A 17113-nucleotide genomic window follows, 5' to 3' on the forward strand; every position below is an offset into this window, starting at 1 on the left:
GCCGTGGTTTGTCGTCGTGCGTCTGCTGCGCCGTTGTGGCTGGGCGCGCAGTTCCCCGCGCCCCCGTCAGAGGCGGTCGGGGCGTTGTGGTGGTAGGTGGTCGTGTTGGTGGGCGCGGCGGGCCGGGATGCGGCCGGGCGGGCCGCCGGGTACGGGGTAGCCGGGCGGCAGGGCCGCGTCCGTGGCGTTGACGCGGGGCAGCGCGTACGGGTGCTCGTCGGCCAGCCAGCGGATCAGCTGTTCGCGCACGGCGACCCGTACCGTCCACAGGTCGTCCGCGTCCTTGGCCGTCACCAGGGCCCGCACCTCCATGGTGCTCGGCGTCGAGTCCGTGACGACCAGGCCGTAGTCACGGCCGTCCCACGCCGGGCACGCGCGCAGGACGTCACGCAGTTTCTCGCGCATCTTCTCCATCGGCGCGGAGTGGTCGACGTGCAGGAAGACGGTGCCGGTCATCTGGGCGCCGCCGCGCGACCAGTTCTCGAAGGCCTTCGAGGTGAAGTACGACACCGGCATCGTGATCCGGCGCTCGTCCCAGGTCCGCACCGTCAGGAAGGTCAGCGTGATCTCCTCGACGGTGCCCCACTCACCGTCCACGACCACCGTGTCCCCGAGGCGCACCATGTCGCCGAAGGCGATCTGGAACCCGGCGAACATGTTGCTCAGCGTGGACTGGGCGGCGACACCGGCGACGATGCCGAGGATGCCGGCCGAGGCCAGCAGCGAGGCACCGGCCGCGCGCATCGCGGGGAACGTCAGCAGCATCGCCGCGACGGCCACCACACCTACGATCGCCGAGACCACGCGCATGATCAACGTCACCTGGGTGCGCACCCGCCGGACCCGGGCCGGATCGCGGTGCGCCCGGGCGTAGCGGCTGTACGTGGTCTCCACGACCGCCGCCGCGATCCGGATCGCCAGCCAGGCCGCCGCCCCGATCAGCACCAGCGTCAGCACCCGGCCGACGGCGACCTTGTGCTCCTCCAGCAGCTTCGACTCGTCGTACGACCCTCTGAGCAGGGCGGCGCACAGGACGAGCTGGTACGGGACGCGGGCGCGGCGCAGCTGACCCCACAGCGGGGTCTCACTGTGCCGTTCGTCGGCCTTGCGCATCAGACGGTCGGTTGCCCACCCGATGACCAGGGTGAGCAGAACCGAGCCGCCGACCACGATCAGCGGGCGGAGTATGTTCTCCATGCCGTCGAAGGTAACCACCCGAGGGCGGTCATGAACATGTGCGCCGGTGAGGCGGTGGTCACGGCGTTGTCGTACCCGGCTGGCACCATGGCCTCATGAACATCGTGCTCTTTCACTCGACCTATGGCCTCAGGCCCGCCGTGCGCCGGGCCGCGGACCGGCTGCGCGCCGCCGGACACGAGGTGTGGACGCCGGACCTCTTCGAGGGACGTACGTTCGAGACGGTCGAGGAGGGCATGGAGTTCAACGACGGAATCGGCAAGGACGAGCTGCTGAAGCGGGCCGTGCTGGCCGCGGCGCCCTACTCGGAGCGAGGGCTTGTGTACGCCGGGTTCTCGCTCGGCGCCTCCATCGCCCAGACCCTCGCCCTCGGCGACGAGAAGGCACGCGGGCTACTGCTTCTGCACGGCACGTCGGACATCGCGGCGACCGCCACGGTGGACGAGCTGCCGGTGCAGCTGCATGTCGCCGAGCCGGACCCGTTCGAGACGGACGACTGGCTGAGCGCCTGGTATCTCCAGATGGGCAGAGCGGGCGCCGACGTCGAGGTGTACAGATACGCAGGAGCCGGCCACCTCTACACCGACCCCGACCTGCCGGACTACGACGAGGAGGCCGCCGAGGCCACCTGGCGGGTGGCGCTCGGCTTCCTCGAGACCCTCTAGCTCAGGTCCCCGGAGCAGGTCGTCAGCACTTCTTCGGCGGGTGCACCAGCGAGGGGAAGTGCCCGGACCACACCCAGGCCACCGGCTGGGAGTCGTAGATCCGGTACCAGAGGTTCCCCGACGGGGTGGCGGTGGTCGAGCAGGCGATCCGCAGGGTCGTGCCCCGCGGCTCCGAGCGGTACCTCGTCGACGAGGAGGTGGGCTAGGGGGTGGCCATGTGACTCCAGTCGTGAACACGACTGTCGGGCCGCCAGGACAGCGGCCCGACAACACGTTCGAGGTCGGATTGATCTTCGCGGTTGCCTCGGAGCGTGGTCTTTACACCGTTCTTGGTAACGGCCTCCGCACCGGCCCCTGTTACACCGGGTCGTACGTCCGCTCGACCTTCTGCGTGCCGCTGCGCGTGCGGTACGAACGGGCCCAGGAGGCGGTCGCGTTCTGCTTCGCCTTGTCGGACAGGACGTAGTAGTCCATCTGCGCGCGCTCGGCCGTGATGTCGAGGATGCCGTAGCCGTGGCGGTCGGTGTCGACCCAGTGGACGTGCCGGTTGGCGGCCCGGATGATCGGCGAGGCGATGGCGGAGACGGTGCCCTCGGGAACCTTCACGATGTCGTCGAGGTTGTCGGAGGTCACCGAGGTGACGACGAACTCCGTGGCGGCGGAGGCGGACAGCGGGTAGGTGCCGGCGTCCACGGGCACGTCGTTGGCCCACGCCATGTGGATGTCGCCGGTCAGGAACACGGTGTTGCGGATCGCGTTCGAACGCAGGTGGGCGAGGAGTTCGCGGCGGTCGTCCGTGTAGCCGTCCCACTGGTCGGGGTTGAGGGCGAGGCCCTCCTGCGGCAGGCCCATCAGCTTGGCGAGGGGCTTGAGCAGGTCCGCGGTGAGGGAGCCGATCGCGAACGGGGAGATCATCACCGAGTTGCCGACCAGCCGCCAGGTGGTGTCGGAGGACTTCAGCCCCGCCTTCAGCCAGTCCAGTTGGGCCCGCCCGGTGAGCGTACGGTCCGGGTCGTCGACGTCGCCGTTGCCGACCGAGACCTGCTGAGAGCGGAAGGAGCGCAGGTCCAGCAGGGAGAGGTCGGCGAGCTTGCCGAAACGCAGCCGGCGATAGGTGGTGCCGGCGATGGCCGGGCGCACCGGCATCCACTCGAAGTAGGCCTGCTTGGCGGCGGCCCGGCGCGCGGCCCAGCTGCCCTCGGCGCCCTCGGTGTGGTTCTCGGCGCCGCCCGACCAGGCGTCGTTGGCGATCTCGTGGTCGTCCCAGATCGCGATGACGGGAGCCTTGGTGTGCAGGGCCTGAAGGTCCGGGTCCGTCTTGTACTTGCCGTGCCGGACGCGGTAGTCGGCCAGGGTGAGGATCTCGTGGGTGGGCTCGGTCTGCCGTACGACGGTGCCGCGGGTGCCGTACTCGCCGCTGCCGTACTCGTAGATGTAGTCACCGAGATGCAGCCAGGCGTCCAGGTCGCCGCGAGCCGCGAGATGGCGGTACGAGGAGAAGTAGCCGCCCTCCCAGTTGGCGCAGGAGACGACACCGAAGCGCAGGCCCGTGACGGACGCGGTCGCCGCCGGCGCGGTGCGGGTACGCGCCGCCGGGGAGTCCGCGGCGCCGGCCGAGAAGCGGAACCAGTAGTCGGTGGCCGGTTCCAGGCCGCGTATGTCCGCCTTGACGGTGTGGTCGGAGGCGGCGGTCGCGGTGGTCGAGCCTTTGGTGACGATGTTCGTCAGCGCCTTGTCCTTGGCGACGATCCAGCTGACCTCGGTGTCCGGACCGAGCCCGGAGCCGGGAGTCGCCTCGGGCGTCGGCGTCACCCGGGTCCACAGCAGGACGCCGTCGGGCAGCGGGTCGCCGGAGGCGACGCCGTGCAGGAAGGCGGGGGCCGCGTCGGCGGCGCCGGCGGGCAGCGCGGCCGCGAGCGGGCCGGCCAGGACAGCCGTCGCCGCCGCGGCCTTGACGACCGTACGGCGGCGCGGGGCAAGGGAGTTGAGGCGCTCGTTGAGTCGCTCGGAAGATCTGCGTCGATTGGTCACGAGCGATCAGGTTACTGATCGGTATGAACGAGAGCGGGCGAACCGGTGAAAATTCGCCCGCTCTTCGCGCGAAGGCCGCCTTCCGGGCCCTCCGGCTGACCTACGGCCGGCGTCAGCCCTTGAGGGCCGCGTCCACCGCCTTGGTGAACTCCTCCGCCGTCCAGCCCGTGTTGGGGTTGGAGGTCTCGAGCTTCTTGCCGTCCATGACGAAGCTCGGAGTGCCCGTCACGCTGTCCTTGTTGGTGTCGAACGTCTTCGACATGGCCAGCGCCCAGGCGTCGTACGTGCCCTTCTTCACCGCGTTCTGGAACTTGGTGTTGTTCTTCAGGGCGGGGACGGAGTCCGCGACCTCGATCAGGTAGTCGTCGTCCTTGAACTTGTCGTCGGACTCCTCCGGGTGGTACTTCGCCGAGTACAGCGCGGTCTTGTACTCGAGGAACGCCTCCGGGCTCACGTTCAGCGCGGCACCCATGGCGCTCATCGCGTTCTTGGAGCCCTCGCCGCGGGCTCCGATCTCGTTGTCCTTCATCTGGTCGCCGTCGAGGAACGTGCCGCCGACGAACTGGATCTTGTACTTGCCGGCCTCGACGTCCTTGTCGACGACCGAGCCGGCGGCCTGCTCGAACGAGGCGCAGACGGGACAGCGCGGGTCCTCGTAGATCTTGAGGGTCTTCTTGGCGCTGTCCTTGCCGATGACGACGGTCGTGCCGTTGGTGCCGGAGGTGTTGGCCGGCGCGACGACCTTGGCGTCCGTCATCGACTCCCAGTGGCTGGGCTTGTTGGCCTGGACGACCGCGTAGCCGATGCCACCGGCCGCCGCCAGGACGCCGACGACCGAGCAGGCGACGATGATCTGCCGCCTGACCTTGGCCCGCTTGGCCTCGCGCTCACGCTCGGCGCGCAGCCGCTCCCGGGCCGCCGACTTCGCCGCCTGGCTGTTCCGCTTGCTCATCTTGGTGATCTCCATGGGGACACGCACACCTGTGTGTGCGGGATACGTATCGGGACGTGGTGGTGCTCGAAATGCCGTGCGCGTGTGATCAGTGACGGTGCAGTCGGTTCAACGGTGCAGTCGGTTCACACGAGGGCGGGTGAGCACGGGGGGCCACGCCGTCCCAGGGAGTGCGCGAGGAGCAGGCCGCGGGCGCCGGCCGTACGGCGGGCGAGGCGCGGCAGCCGGCGGGCCGGCGCGGTCCGGCGGACCGTCACCGCGGCGACCGCCAACAGCAGCGGGCGGAACGTCGTCGCGGCCACGGCCCGCACCAACTGCTCCAGGGCCCGCTCGCCGCGCCGCAGCCAGGCGGCGGCGACGAGGCCGACGCCGATGTGCGCGCCGAGCAGCAGCCAGGCGGTGGCCGGGGCGGCGTGCGCGAGGAGACCGCCGAGTTTGTCGGGGTCGGTGCCGGTGACCTGGGCCAGCGGGGTGCCGACCCGGGTGCCGTCGCCGCACAGCACGTCCCAGCCGACCGAGGCCAGCGGGCCGGCGACCGGTCCGCCCACTTTGCCGTAACAGACGTGCTGGCCGGTGGTGAGGATCGTGTCGGCGGCCAGCTCCAGCGGGATCAGCAGGGCGGCGATCCGCCCGAAGCTCCGCTCGCGGCCGGCCAGGGCGTACGCCAGGACGAACACGGCGGCCGCGAGCAGGGCCACCGTGTTCAACGGCAGGGGTGCCCGCGACAGCAGCACGTGCGACGCGGTGCTGAGCGTCACGACGAGTGACGTGAACAGCGCCGCGCGTACGGCTCGTAGCTGGGTCCCGGATATGTCCATAGCGGAGGAGAGTGTGTCACGTGGTCCTGTAAGAGACCCCTAAAGGATGCCTGTGAGCGGCTGGGGAACGGCGGTGAGCGACCTTTCCGTCACAGACCCGGAATCCGGCCGTTGCGGAACAGGTCCACGAAGATCTGGTGGTCGGTACGCGCGCGTGCGCCGTAGTCGTGGGCGAAGGAGACCAGGAGTTCCGCGAAGCCGTCCTCGTCGGCCGCGATGGCCGCGTCGATGGCCCGCTCGGTGGAGAAGGGCACCAGCGACTCGCCGGAGGTGTCGTCCGCGGCCGCGTGCATGGTGGCCGTGGCCCGGCCGAGGTCGGCGACGACCGCCGCGATCTCCTCCGGGTCGTCGATGTCGCCCCAGTCCAGGTCCACCGCGTACGGCGAGACCTCGGCGACCAGCTGGCCCGCGCCGTCGAGCTCGGTCCAGCCGAGCCACGGGTCGGCGTTGGCCTGGAGGGCGCGCTGCGAGATCACCGTGCGGTGGCCCTCGTGCTGGAAGTAGTCGTGCAGCGCCTGGTCCGTGATGTGCCGGGAGACGGCCGGGGTCTGGGCCTGCTTGATGTAGATCACCACGTCGTTCTCGAGGGCGTCGGTGTGGCCCTCCAGCAGGATGTTGTACGACGGCAGGCCGGCCGAGCCGATGCCGATGCCGCGGCGGCCGACCACGTCCTTCACCCGGTACGAGTCCGGGCGGGCCAGCGAGGCGTCCGGCAGGGTCTCCAGGTAGCCGTCGAAGGCGGCGAGCACCTTGTAGCGCGTGGCCGCGTCCAGCTCGATGGCGCCGCCGCCCCCGGCGAAGCGGCGCTCGAAGTCCCGGATCTCGGTCATCGACTCCAGCAGCCCGAAACGGGTCAGCGCGCGGGCGTCACGCAGCGCGTCCAGCAGCGGGCCCTGCGCGGTGTCCAGCGTGAACGGCGGCACCTCGTCGCTCTTGGCGCCGGTCGCCAGGGCGTGCACGCGCTCGCGGTAGGCGGCCGCGTAGATCCGCACCAGCTCGGTGATCTGCTCGTCGCCGAGGGCCTTCGCGTACCCGATGAGGGCGATGGAGGCGGCGAAGCGCTTGAGGTCCCAGGTGAAGGGGCCGACGTAGGCCTCGTCGAAGTCGTTGACGTTGAAGATCAGCCGGCCGTTGGCGTCCATGTACGTGCCGAAGTTCTCCGCGTGCAGGTCGCCGTGGATCCACACGCGCGAGGTGCGCTCGTCGAGGAACGGGCCGCCCCGCTTCTCGGCGTCAAGATCGTGGTAGAAGAGGCACGCCGTGCCGCGGTAGAACGCGAAGGCCGAGGCCGCCATCTTCCGGAACTTCACGCGGAACGCGGCCGGATCGGCGGCCAGGAGCTCGCCGAAGGCGGTCTCGAAGACGGCGAGGATCTCGTCGCCGCGCTGCTCGTCGTTGAGCTGGGGGACCGACATCGCTGGGTGCCTCCTGGTTGGTGCATGTGTACGACAGCGTTTCTGTCGTCTCCAACGGACGGGCCGCCGGGAAAGTGCCCGCGGCCCGAGGGCCTGTCGTTCGGATCATCCCGGCGTCGCGGGATCTGGCACGCGCATCTGCCGCGTTGTCGTCGGTCGCCGACGCTCCGCGTCGACTCCCTCCTCCGCCTTGCAGCTGCACGCACCAGATCCCGCTCGGGTCGGCCACGAGGCACCGCACCTCACAGCCGGCCTGATCCGAACGACAGGCCCTCGCTGTGAAGGTACGCGGGGGAGCCCCGCCAGTGTCAGTCCCGAGGCATAGACTTCGACGCTGTCCCCGGAAGTGTCCGTCCGCCTGTCACCGAGTGTTTTCCATGGAGGCCAAGCCGTGTCAAAGCCGCCGTTCACGCACCTGCACGTCCACACCCAGTACTCGCTGCTGGACGGTGCCGCGCGGCTGAAGGACATGTTCAACGCCTGCAACGAGATGGGCATGACGCACATCGCCATGTCCGACCACGGCAACCTCCACGGGGCGTACGACTTCTTCCACACCGCGAAGAAGGCCGGAATCACCCCGATCATCGGGATCGAGGCGTATGTCGCCCCCGAGTCCCGGCGCAACAAGCGCAAGATCCAGTGGGGCCAGCCGCATCAGAAGCGGGACGACGTCTCCGGTTCGGGTGGTTACACCCACAAGACGATGTGGGCCGTGAACAAGACGGGCCTGCACAACATCTTCCGGCTCTCCTCCGACGCCTACGCCGAGGGCTGGCTCCAGAAGTGGCCCCGGATGGACAAGGAGACGATCTCCCAGTGGTCCGAGGGGATCGTCGCCTCCACCGGCTGCCCCTCCGGCGAGGTCCAGACCCGGCTGCGGCTCGGGCAGGAGGAGGAGGCCCTGAAGGCCGCCGCCGACTACCAGGACATCTTCGGCAAGGACCGTTACTTCCTGGAGCTGATGGACCACGGCATCGACATCGAGCACCGGGTCCGCGACGGCCTGCTGGAGATCGGCAGGAAGCTCGGCATCCCCCCGCTGGTCACCAACGACTCGCACTACACGTACGCGCACGAGGCGGGCGCCCACGACGCCCTGCTGTGCATCCAGACCGGCAAGAACCTCTCCGACCCGGACCGCTTCAAGTTCGACGGCACGGGCTACTACCTGAAGTCCACGGACGAGATGTACGCCATCGACTCCTCGGACGCCTGGCAGGAGGGCTGCGCCAACACCCTCCTCGTGGCCGAGATGGTCGACACCACCGGCATGTTCGAGTCGCGGAACCTGATGCCGAAGTTCGACATCCCCGAGGGCTACACCGAGGTCACCTGGTTCAAGGAGGAGGTCCGCCGGGGCATGGAGCGCCGCTTCCCCGGCGGCATCCCCGAGGACCGCCAGAAGCAGGCCGACTACGAGATGGACGTCATCATCTCGATGGGCTTTCCCGGCTACTTCCTCGTCGTCGCCGACTTCATCATGTGGGCCAAGAACAACGGCATCGCGGTCGGCCCCGGCCGAGGCTCCGCGGCCGGCTCGATCGTCGCCTACGCCATGGGCATCACCGACCTCGACCCGATCCCGCACGGCCTGATCTTCGAGCGGTTCCTCAACCCCGAGCGCATCTCGATGCCCGATGTCGACATCGACTTCGACGAGCGCCGGCGCGTCGAGGTGATCAGGTACGTGACGGAGAAGTACGGCGCCGACAAGGTCGCCATGATCGGCACCTACGGCAAGATCAAGGCGAAGAACGCGATCAAGGACTCCGCGCGCGTGCTGGGCTACCCGTACGCCATGGGCGACCGACTCACCAAGGCCATGCCCGCCGACGTCCTGGGCAAGGGCATCGACCTCAACGGCATCACCGACCCCTCGCACCCCCGTTACTCGGAGGCGGGCGAGATCCGGGCGATGTACGAGAACGAGCCGGACGTGAAGAAGGTCATCGACACCGCGAAGGGCGTCGAGGGCCTGGTCCGGCAGATGGGCGTGCACGCCGCCGGCGTGATCATGTCCAGCGAGACCATCACCGAGCACGTGCCCGTCTGGGTGCGGCACACCGACGGCGTGACCATCACGCAGTGGGACTACCCGAGCTGTGAGTCGCTCGGCCTGCTGAAGATGGACTTCCTCGGCCTGCGCAACCTGACGATCATGGACGACGCCGTCAAGATGGTGAAGTCCAACAAGGGCATCGACCTGGAGCTGCTGAGCCTCCCGCTGGACGACCCGACGACCTTCGAACTGCTCCAGCGCGGTGAGACCCTCGGTGTCTTCCAGTTCGACGGCGGCCCCATGCGCTCGCTGCTGCGCCTGATGAAGCCCGACAACTTCGAAGACATCTCCGCCGTCTCGGCCCTGTACCGTCCGGGCCCGATGGGCATGGACTCGCACACCAACTACGCGCTGCGCAAGAACAAGCTCCAGGAGATCACCCCGATCCACAAGGAGCTGGAGGAGCCCCTCGAAGAGGTCCTGGCCGTCACCTACGGCCTGATCGTCTACCAGGAGCAGGTGCAGAAGGCCGCCCAGATCATCGCCGGCTACTCGCTCGGCGAGGCCGACATCCTCCGCCGCGTGATGGGCAAGAAGAAGCCCGAGGAACTGGCGAAGAACTTCGTCCTCTTCCAGGACGGCGCCCGCAAGAAGGGCTACAGCGACGAGGCCATCCAGGCCCTGTGGGATGTGCTGGTCCCGTTCGCCGGCTACGCGTTCAACAAGGCACACTCGGCCGCGTACGGCCTGGTGTCGTACTGGACCGCCTACCTCAAGGCGAACCACCCCGCCGAGTACATGGCCGCGCTGCTGACGTCCGTCAAGGACGACAAGGACAAGTCCGCGGTCTACCTCAACGAGTGCCGCCGCATGGGCATCAAGGTGCTCCCGCCGAACGTCAACGAGTCGGTGCACAACTTCGCCGCCCAGGGCGACGACGTGATCCTCTTCGGCCTCGAAGCCGTGCGCAACGTCGGCACGAACGTGGTCGAGTCGATCATCAAGAGCCGCAAGGCCAAGGGCAAGTACGCCTCCTTCCCTGACTACCTCGACAAGGTCGACGCGACCGCCTGCAACAAGCGCACCACGGAGTCGCTGATCAAGGCGGGCGCGTTCGACACCATGGGACACACCCGCAAGGGCCTCACCGCGCACTTCGAGCCGATGATCGACAACGTGGTCGCGGTCAAGCGCAAGGAGGCCGAGGGCCAGTTCGACCTCTTCGGCGGCATGGGCGAGGAGCAGAGCGACGAGCCCGGCTTCGGACTCGACGTCGTCTTCACCGACGAGGAGTGGGACAAGACCTATCTGCTCGCCCAGGAGCGGGAGATGCTCGGTCTGTACGTCTCCGACCACCCGCTCTTCGGCCTGGAGCACGTGCTGTCCGACAAGGCCGACGCGGGCATCGCCCAGCTGACGGGCGGCGAGCACGCCGACGGTGCCGTGGTGACCATCGGCGGCATCATCTCGGGCCTCCAGCGCAAGATGACCAAGCAGGGCAACGCCTGGGCCATCGCCACCGTCGAGGACCTCGCCGGTTCCATCGAGTGCATGTTCTTCCCGGCGACGTACCAGCTCGTCTCGACCCAACTCGTCGAGGACGCGGTCGTGTTCGTCAAGGGCCGTCTCGACAAGCGCGAGGACGTGCCGCGGCTGGTCGCGATGGAGCTCCAGGTCCCCGACCTGTCGAACGCGGGCACCAACGCGCCGGTGATCCTCACCATTCCGGCCACCAGGGTCACCCCGCCGATGATCAACCGCCTCGGCGAGATCCTCACCCATCACAAGGGCGACAGCGAGGTCCGCATCAAGCTCCAGGGACCGACCAAGACGACGGTGCTCCGGCTGGACCGGCACCGCGTGAAGCCCGACCCGGCGCTCTTCGGCGACCTGAAGGTGCTGCTCGGACCGTCCTGTCTCGCGGGCTGACCGCGCCGTACGCGCGAGAGGGGCGCACCCCGTGCGGGGTGCGCCCCTCTTCCATGTGCCTGGGTCTCAACAACCCGTTATGCGGATGTCAGTTGTGACCGAAGCGCTTCTGCCGCCCCTTGCGGGCCATGTCGCCCGGCGTCACCTGCGCGATGCGCTGCTCGGTCTGCGTCTCCATCGACGGCTGCTCAACCTGCTGCTGACCACGCTCGGACTGCGGCTGCTTACGGTCCTGCTTCTTGTTCTTGGCCATGGTGATGCCTCCTGTGGGGATCTAGGGGCCAGGGCCGGGACCAGATTCACATAGGCTTATAAAGAACGCATTTCGGATAATTACCGTGTGTAACAGCGGTTGTCGGGGCGTGAGGCATGGCGCGTCGAGGAGGCGATGCCCCGAAACGCCACGCCGAAGATCGAGTTCGCCCCGTTAACCCCCGCGTGGTCGGGCAGACTCGAAGGAAGCCCAAAGCAAACCTCCCGGGAAGAGGGTGAGACGCGTGGACCGCTGCATCGTCCTGGTGGACGCCGGGTATCTGCTGGGGGCCGCCGCGAGCCTCCTCGCCGGGGAACCCTCCCGGTCCCGGATCACCGTCGACCACGCGGCCCTCATCCAGGGGTTGCGCGAACGCGCGGAGTCCGACACCCAACAGCCCCTGCTGCGCATCTACTGGTTCGACGGCGCCCCCGACCGCGTCCCCCAACCCGAGCACCGCAGGCTGCGCGTGATGCCCCGGGTCACCGTCCGGCTCGGCGCCCTGACCCGCAGCGACGGCCGCTGGGCACAGAAGGGCGTCGACGCCGCGATGCACGCCGAACTGACCGAACTGGCCCGCAACCGCGCCTGTTCCGACGTCGTGCTGGTGACCGGTGACGGCGATCTGCTGCCGGGCATGATGGCCGCCAAGGAGCACGGGGTCGCCGTACACCTGTGGGCCGTCCAGGCCGCCGACGGCGACTACAACCAGTCCGAGGACCTGGTCGCCGAGGCCGACGAGCGGCGCGTCCTCGACCGTACGTGGATCACCAAGGCCGTACGCGCCAAGGAGCTCACCGGGGTGTGCGCCCCACAGCCCGCGCCCCGGCCCGAGATCGCCGCGATCCTGTCCGCGCCGCTGCCCGACTCCGCGCTCGGCGCGCGGGCCGAGCGGACCGTCGAGGAGAGCGAGCACGCCCCGGCCGCCTCGGAGAACGGCACCCAGGAGCGGGTGCCGGCCCCCAAGGGCGTGCCCACGCCGAAGGACCTCGCCGCCCTGCGCGCACCCGGTGTGCCGCCCGCCCAGCACCCGACGAGCGCGACGCTGCGCTGGTCCTCCGACAAGGGGTGGGTCGACCGGCCCGGCGTCGCGGCCGAGTCGCCCGACGTCGCCTCGATGCCGACCCTCGCGCAGCTGACCACGGCGGAGCAGCGCTGGGCCGACCGGGAGGAGGACATCACCACGGTCGGCGGCGACCCGTACGAGGTCGGGCAGGTCTTCGCACGGCGCTGGATGGCCCGGCTCGGGGAGCAGGGGCAGCTGCAGAAGCTGTCCGGGATGTATCCGCGGATCCCGCACCGCATCGACGGGGAGCTGCTCAGGTACGCGGCCCGCTTCGGGCTGCTCGCGCACAAGGACGACCAGATCGACGAGCACGACCGGTACGCGATCCGGGCCGGGTTCTGGCGCGAGATCGACGTCCGGACGGCCGCGGAGCACGCGCCCGCCGGGGAGTGAGCCGGACGGGTGACGGCGGGGCCGGCACCGTCGGGCCCCGCATCGCCGCCGGCGTTGAGCGCCGTTGCGGCTGATTTGTGGGGCCCGGTGGATTTCGGGCGGCGAGCTGGCGGTTTGTGGCGACTGGCCGACCCGAGGGTAGATCAGGCTCACGGACCCCTTAGGCTCGTCCCTTGTGAGTACGCGCGCGGCACAGGCACTTCGGCACAGCGGCGATGTCGTGTGCGCGGTGCGCGGGCTGACCAAGACCTACCCGGCCGTCCGCGGGCGCCGCGGCACACCCGGCACACCCGAGGTACGGGCCACCGACGACGTACGGCTGGACATCCGGCGCGGCGAGATCTTCGGGCTGCTCGGCCCGAACGGCGCCGGCAAGACCACCCTCGTACGCCAGCTCACCGGACTGATGCGGCCCGACCGCGGCAGCGTGGAGATCCTCGGGCACGACATCGTGCGCCACCCCGAGCGGGCCGCGCGGATCCTCGCCTACCTCGGCCAGGAGTCCACCGCGCTCGACGAACTGACCGTCTCGCTGGCCGCCGAGACCACCGGGCGGCTGCGCGGCCTGGACGTACGGCAGGCGCGTGCCGAACGGGACGCCGTACTCGACGAGCTGGGCCTCGGGCCGCTCGCCGGACGGCCGATCAAGAAGCTGTCCGGCGGTCAGCGCCGGCTGGCCTGCTTCGCCGCCGCGCTGGTCGGGGAGCGGCCGCTGCTCGTGCTCGACGAGCCGACCACCGCCATGGACCCGGTGGCACGGCGGGCCGTGTGGTCGGCTGTGGACCGCCGACGGGCCGAGCGCGCGACGACCGTGCTGCTGGTCACCCACAACGTCATCGAGGCCGAGACCGTGCTAGACCGGGTCGCGGTGCTCGACCGGGGCCGCGTCATCGCCTGCGACACTCCGTCCGGGCTCAAGGAACGGGTCGCGGGCGAGGTGCGGGTCGAGCTGCTGTGGCGGGACCGGGCTCCCCTGGAGGTGCCCGAGGTCGCAGCCCTCCAGGACCGGGTCGTGGAGTCCGGGCGGCGCTGGACGCTGCGGCTCGCGCCCGAGGAGGCCCGCGCGGTCGTCGCCACCGTCACCGGCGGGGCCGCGTTCGCCGCGCTGGATGACTTCACGCTGGCCACGCCGAGCCTGGAGGACGTCTACCTGGCGCTGGGCGGGGCCGCGCAGCAGGGGCTGGTGAAGGCTTGAGCACACAGACTGTCGTTTCCGTATCCGTCTTCGTACCCGTGCGGGACAGGGCCACCGTGCGGAACAGGGACACCTCCCCGGTGGACCCCCGTGTGAAAGGGAGCAGCGCCACGTGAGTGTCGTACCCGCCGAGGTTCTGCCGGGCAGCGTCCTGGCCGTGGACGAGACGGCCCGCCCGGCCGCGGCCGAGCTCGGGCCGAGGGCGCGGCTGTGGCCGTCGCTGTGCGCCGTGTACCGGGCGCAGCTCTCCCGTGCCCGGGTCGCGCGCATCCCGCTGCTGTTCGTGGCGACCTTCCAGTCGATCGGGATCATGATCCTGATGCGCGGAGTCGTGGACGGCGGCGCCGAGGCGCAGGCCGTGGTCGCCGGGTCGTCGGTGCTCGTCGTGGCCTTCGTCGCGCTCAACCTGCTCGCCCAGTACTTCGGGCAGCTGCGGGCCAGCGGCGGGCTCGACCACTACGCCACGCTGCCGGTGCCGCCCGCCGCCGTGGTGCTGGGGGCGGCGGGGGCGTACGCCTCCTTCACCGTGCCGGGGACCGTGGTGACGGCGCTCTTCGGGTGCGTGCTGTTCGGGCTGCCGGTGGCGCATCTGTGGGTGCTCGTCGCGGTGATCCCGCTGGCCGGCGCCGCGCTCGCCGGACTCGGTGCCGCGCTCGGGCTGCTCGCGCCGCGGCCCGAACTGGCCACGCTGCTCGGGCAGTTGGGGATGTCCGCGGCTCTGCTGCTGGGCGTGCTGCCGGCCGACCGGATGCCCGAGGTGGTGCGGTTCGCTCGGGATCTGCTGCCCTCGACGTACGGCGTGGAGGCCTTCGCGCGGACCTTCGGGCCGCACCCCGACTGGGCGTTCGTGCTCGGGGACCTGGCCGTGTGCGGGGTGGTCGGCGTCGTCTCGCTGGCCGTCGCCACCTGGGCGTACCGCCGGGCGGCCGTCCGGTGACGCGCCGCACAGGGCGGCCTGGCACGATGGCAGGGTGACCGCTCCGCTGACTCCTCCGCCGCATCCCCGTGACCAGTCCCCGCAGCAGGGATGGCAGCCGCCCGCTGCCGCCGCGGGGCAGGCTCACGGACCCCATGGATCTCACGGACCCCATGGATCTCCTGGGTCTCACGGCTCTTACGGCTCTTACGGCTCTCATGACGCGTACGGCATATCCGGCTCGTACGGACAGGACGGTCCTGGGATGAAGACCGAGGTGGGCGAGGCCGCCGTGGTCGCGGTGGTGGTGGCGGTCTTCGGGGCGTTGCTCGGCGGGCTGTGGTGGTGGCTGGCGCCCAGCGTGCCGCTCGTCGGGGATGTCGTCGACGACAGCTGGGTCGTCTACTTCAAGGACTCCGAGGGGGAGCAGGCCGTCGGGGTGGACGGAACGTTCACTCTGCTCGCGCTCGCGTTTGGGCTGGTGAGTGCGGTTGCCGTCTTCCTCTGGCGGCGGCGTGGGGGTGTGCCGTTGGTGGTCGGGCTCGCTGTCGGGGGGTTCCTCGGGGCGTTGCTGGCCTGGCGGGTCGGGGTGTGGCTCGGGCCGACGGGGGACGTGATCGCCCATGCCAAGGAGGTGGGTAAGGGGGTCGCGTTCTCGGCGCCGTTGAAGTTGGGGGCCAAGGGGGCGTTGCTGGCGTGGCCGTTGGGGGCGTTGCTGGTGCACCTCGGGCTGACGGCGTTGTTCGGGCCCCGGGACGCCGATCCGTATCAGCTTCAGCCTCCGGCGGGGCAGCAGGGGCCGTACGGGGCGTAGCCGACCCGGGTTTCTCGCCCCCCGCCGCCCCTACCCGTCCCATCCCCAGGGGCGCTGCCCCTTCGACCCCGGACCCTGGGGGCCTGCGGCCCCCAGACCCCCGCTGTCGGCCCTTCGGGCCTCGTCCTCAAAACGCCGGACGGGCTGAAGGGCTACGCCGGGCGCCGCCCATGGTTCGAGCGGCCCTTCTTGATGGTCACGCACGTCCGATGGGGGCGAGGGTCGCGTCGGTGAGCTTGGTGAGGTCGTCGGGGGAGAGTTCGACCTCCAGGCCGCGGCGACCGGCCGAGACGCAGATCGTGGAGTGGGCCGTGGCCGAGGTGTCCAGCACCGTGGGGAGTTTCTTGCGCTGGCCCAGGGGGGAGATGCCGCCGCGGACGTAGCCCGTGGTGCGTTCTGCCAGGGCCGGGTCGGCCATCGCGGCGCGTTTGCCGTGGACCGCGGAGGCCAGGGCCTTGAGGTCGAGTTGGCCGGCGACGGGGACCACGGCCACGGTCAGGGTGCCGTCGACGTCCGCCACGAGGGTCTTGAAGACGCGGGCGGGGGAGACGCCCATGGCCTCGGCGGCCTCCTCGCCGTAGGACGGGTGGGAGGGGTCGTGGTCGTAGGCGTGGACCGTGTACTCGACGCCGGCGGCGGTGAGGGCGACCGTCGCGGGGGTGCCGCCGGCCGACTGCTGGTTCTTCTTCGACTTCTTCGCCATGTCGTTCCGTTCCGCTCAGTTGAGGCTCGTCGGGCCGCGCGTCAGGTCCGACGCCGGGAGCGACGGCAGCGTACGGATGATCGAGGTCTCGGCGCGCAGGAGTTTCAGCTCGTCGCGCAGGCGGGAGGCGGTGTCGGGGGACTGGAGGAGGCGTTGCTTCGTGGGGGTGTCCAGCATCATCGCGGCCGCCACCAGGTAGGAGACGACCGAGGGCTGGTCCGGGAGGTCCGCGGTCGTGGACAGGGAGCGTTCGCGGGCGCCCGCGAGGCGCTTCTGGTACTGGCGGAAGGCTCGCAGCACCCCCTCCGCCAGCGCTCCCGCCTCGTCGCCCGGCTCCTCGGGGAGCTCCTCCAGCTCGGCCGTCAGGAACGGGCCCGAGGCGTCCACGGAGAGCAGGCGTACGCGCGTCGTACCCGTCGCCAGCACCTCGAAGGTGCCGTCGGCCCGCTCCCGGATCGTCGCCGCGTCCGCCACACAGCCCACCCCGTGGAAGGCCTTGACCGGGTCGGGGCCGAAGCCCGCCGCGGGGCCGCGCTCGGGGACGGAGGTGGGGTCCGGCATGCCGGGGGCGCTCTGGGCCACCTCGTGGCCGTCGCGGATCGCCACGACGGCGAAACGGCGCGGTTCCTCCTCGGCGGTCTTCAGGAGGTCGCGCATCATGGCGCGATAGCGCTCCTCGAAGACGTTCAGCGGCAGCACGAGTCCCGGGAACAGCACCGAGTTCAGGGGGAAGAGCGGAAGGCGGACGGTCACGGCGCCAAAGC

Annotated in this window: 14 protein-coding genes; 6 read left to right on the forward strand and 8 right to left on the reverse strand. The window is 70.2% G+C overall.

From position 1 onward, the window contains the following. Positions 1-66: 66 nt before the first annotated feature. Positions 67-1197 carry a mechanosensitive ion channel family protein gene (locus AQJ67_RS13960; RefSeq protein WP_062719352.1) on the reverse strand — a complete coding sequence of 377 codons (1131 nt, stop codon included), beginning with the start codon at positions 1195-1197 and terminating at the stop codon, positions 67-69. Positions 1198-1292: 95 nt separating this feature from the next. Here AQJ67_RS13960 and AQJ67_RS13965 point away from each other — a divergent pair, with 95 nt between their 5' ends. Next, positions 1293-1862 (forward strand): dienelactone hydrolase family protein, encoded by a 570-nt coding sequence (locus AQJ67_RS13965; protein WP_062719023.1) that lies wholly within the window; start codon positions 1293-1295, stop codon positions 1860-1862. A 357-nt stretch (positions 1863-2219) separates the two neighbouring features. Here AQJ67_RS13965 and AQJ67_RS13970 read toward each other — a convergent pair whose 3' ends face one another. The 4 genes from AQJ67_RS13970 to AQJ67_RS13985 all read right to left on the reverse strand — a co-directional run bounded on the left by AQJ67_RS13970 (position 2220) and on the right by AQJ67_RS13985 (position 7078). Beyond that, positions 2220-3893, reverse strand: a complete 1674-nt coding sequence (locus tag AQJ67_RS13970; RefSeq protein WP_062719024.1) for an alkaline phosphatase D family protein — start codon at positions 3891-3893, stop codon at positions 2220-2222. Between the two features lie 112 nt (positions 3894-4005). Beyond that, entirely contained in the window at positions 4006-4845 is an 840-nt protein-coding gene (locus tag AQJ67_RS13975; RefSeq protein ID WP_062719353.1) for a thioredoxin domain-containing protein, read from the reverse strand. Positions 4846-4970: 125 nt separating this feature from the next. After that, complete coding sequence (locus tag AQJ67_RS13980) at positions 4971-5663, reverse strand: hypothetical protein (protein ID WP_062719025.1); 693 nt, start codon at positions 5661-5663, stop codon at positions 4971-4973. Positions 5664-5752: 89 nt separating this feature from the next. Then, positions 5753-7078: a DUF2252 domain-containing protein gene (locus tag AQJ67_RS13985; protein WP_062719026.1), complete on the reverse strand. Its 1326-nt coding sequence runs from the start codon at positions 7076-7078 to the stop codon at positions 5753-5755. Between the two features lie 391 nt (positions 7079-7469). Between AQJ67_RS13985 and dnaE the strand changes: the two genes are divergently transcribed. Next, positions 7470-11009: a DNA polymerase III subunit alpha gene (dnaE, locus tag AQJ67_RS13990; RefSeq protein ID WP_062719027.1), complete on the forward strand. Its 3540-nt coding sequence runs from the start codon at positions 7470-7472 to the stop codon at positions 11007-11009. 88 nt (positions 11010-11097) lie between these two features. Here the strand turns inward: dnaE and AQJ67_RS48215 are convergent, their stop codons facing one another. Beyond that, positions 11098-11262, reverse strand: coding sequence for a hypothetical protein (locus tag AQJ67_RS48215; RefSeq protein ID WP_167366204.1), 165 nt, complete (start codon positions 11260-11262; stop codon positions 11098-11100). 244 nt (positions 11263-11506) lie between these two features. Between AQJ67_RS48215 and AQJ67_RS13995 the strand changes: the two genes are divergently transcribed. The 4 genes from AQJ67_RS13995 (at position 11507) to AQJ67_RS14010 (ending at position 15646) form a co-directional block, all read left to right on the forward strand. Beyond that, on the forward strand, positions 11507-12721 hold the full coding sequence (locus AQJ67_RS13995) for an NYN domain-containing protein (RefSeq protein ID WP_062719028.1): 1215 nt from the start codon (positions 11507-11509) through the stop codon (positions 12719-12721). Positions 12722-12941: 220 nt separating this feature from the next. Further along, positions 12942-13916, forward strand: a complete 975-nt coding sequence (locus AQJ67_RS14000) for an ABC transporter ATP-binding protein (RefSeq protein ID WP_062719029.1) — start codon at positions 12942-12944, stop codon at positions 13914-13916. A 112-nt stretch (positions 13917-14028) separates the two neighbouring features. After that, positions 14029-14853 carry an ABC transporter permease gene (locus AQJ67_RS14005; RefSeq protein WP_062719030.1) on the forward strand — a complete coding sequence of 275 codons (825 nt, stop codon included), beginning with the start codon at positions 14029-14031 and terminating at the stop codon, positions 14851-14853. 34 nt (positions 14854-14887) lie between these two features. After that, positions 14888-15646: a DUF2567 domain-containing protein gene (locus AQJ67_RS14010; RefSeq protein WP_063807325.1), complete on the forward strand. Its 759-nt coding sequence runs from the start codon at positions 14888-14890 to the stop codon at positions 15644-15646. 196 nt (positions 15647-15842) lie between these two features. Here the strand turns inward: AQJ67_RS14010 and ybaK are convergent, their stop codons facing one another. Next, positions 15843-16349, reverse strand: coding sequence for a Cys-tRNA(Pro) deacylase (gene ybaK / locus AQJ67_RS14015; protein WP_062719032.1), 507 nt, complete (start codon positions 16347-16349; stop codon positions 15843-15845). A gap of 15 nt (positions 16350-16364) precedes the next feature. Further along, positions 16365-17102: an LON peptidase substrate-binding domain-containing protein gene (locus AQJ67_RS14020; RefSeq protein WP_062719033.1), complete on the reverse strand. Its 738-nt coding sequence runs from the start codon at positions 17100-17102 to the stop codon at positions 16365-16367. Positions 17103-17113: the final 11 nt, after the last annotated feature.

Origin of the sequence: Streptomyces caeruleatus (genome assembly GCF_001514235.1) — a bacterium.
Lineage (GTDB): Bacteria > Actinomycetota > Actinomycetes > Streptomycetales > Streptomycetaceae > Streptomyces > Streptomyces caeruleatus.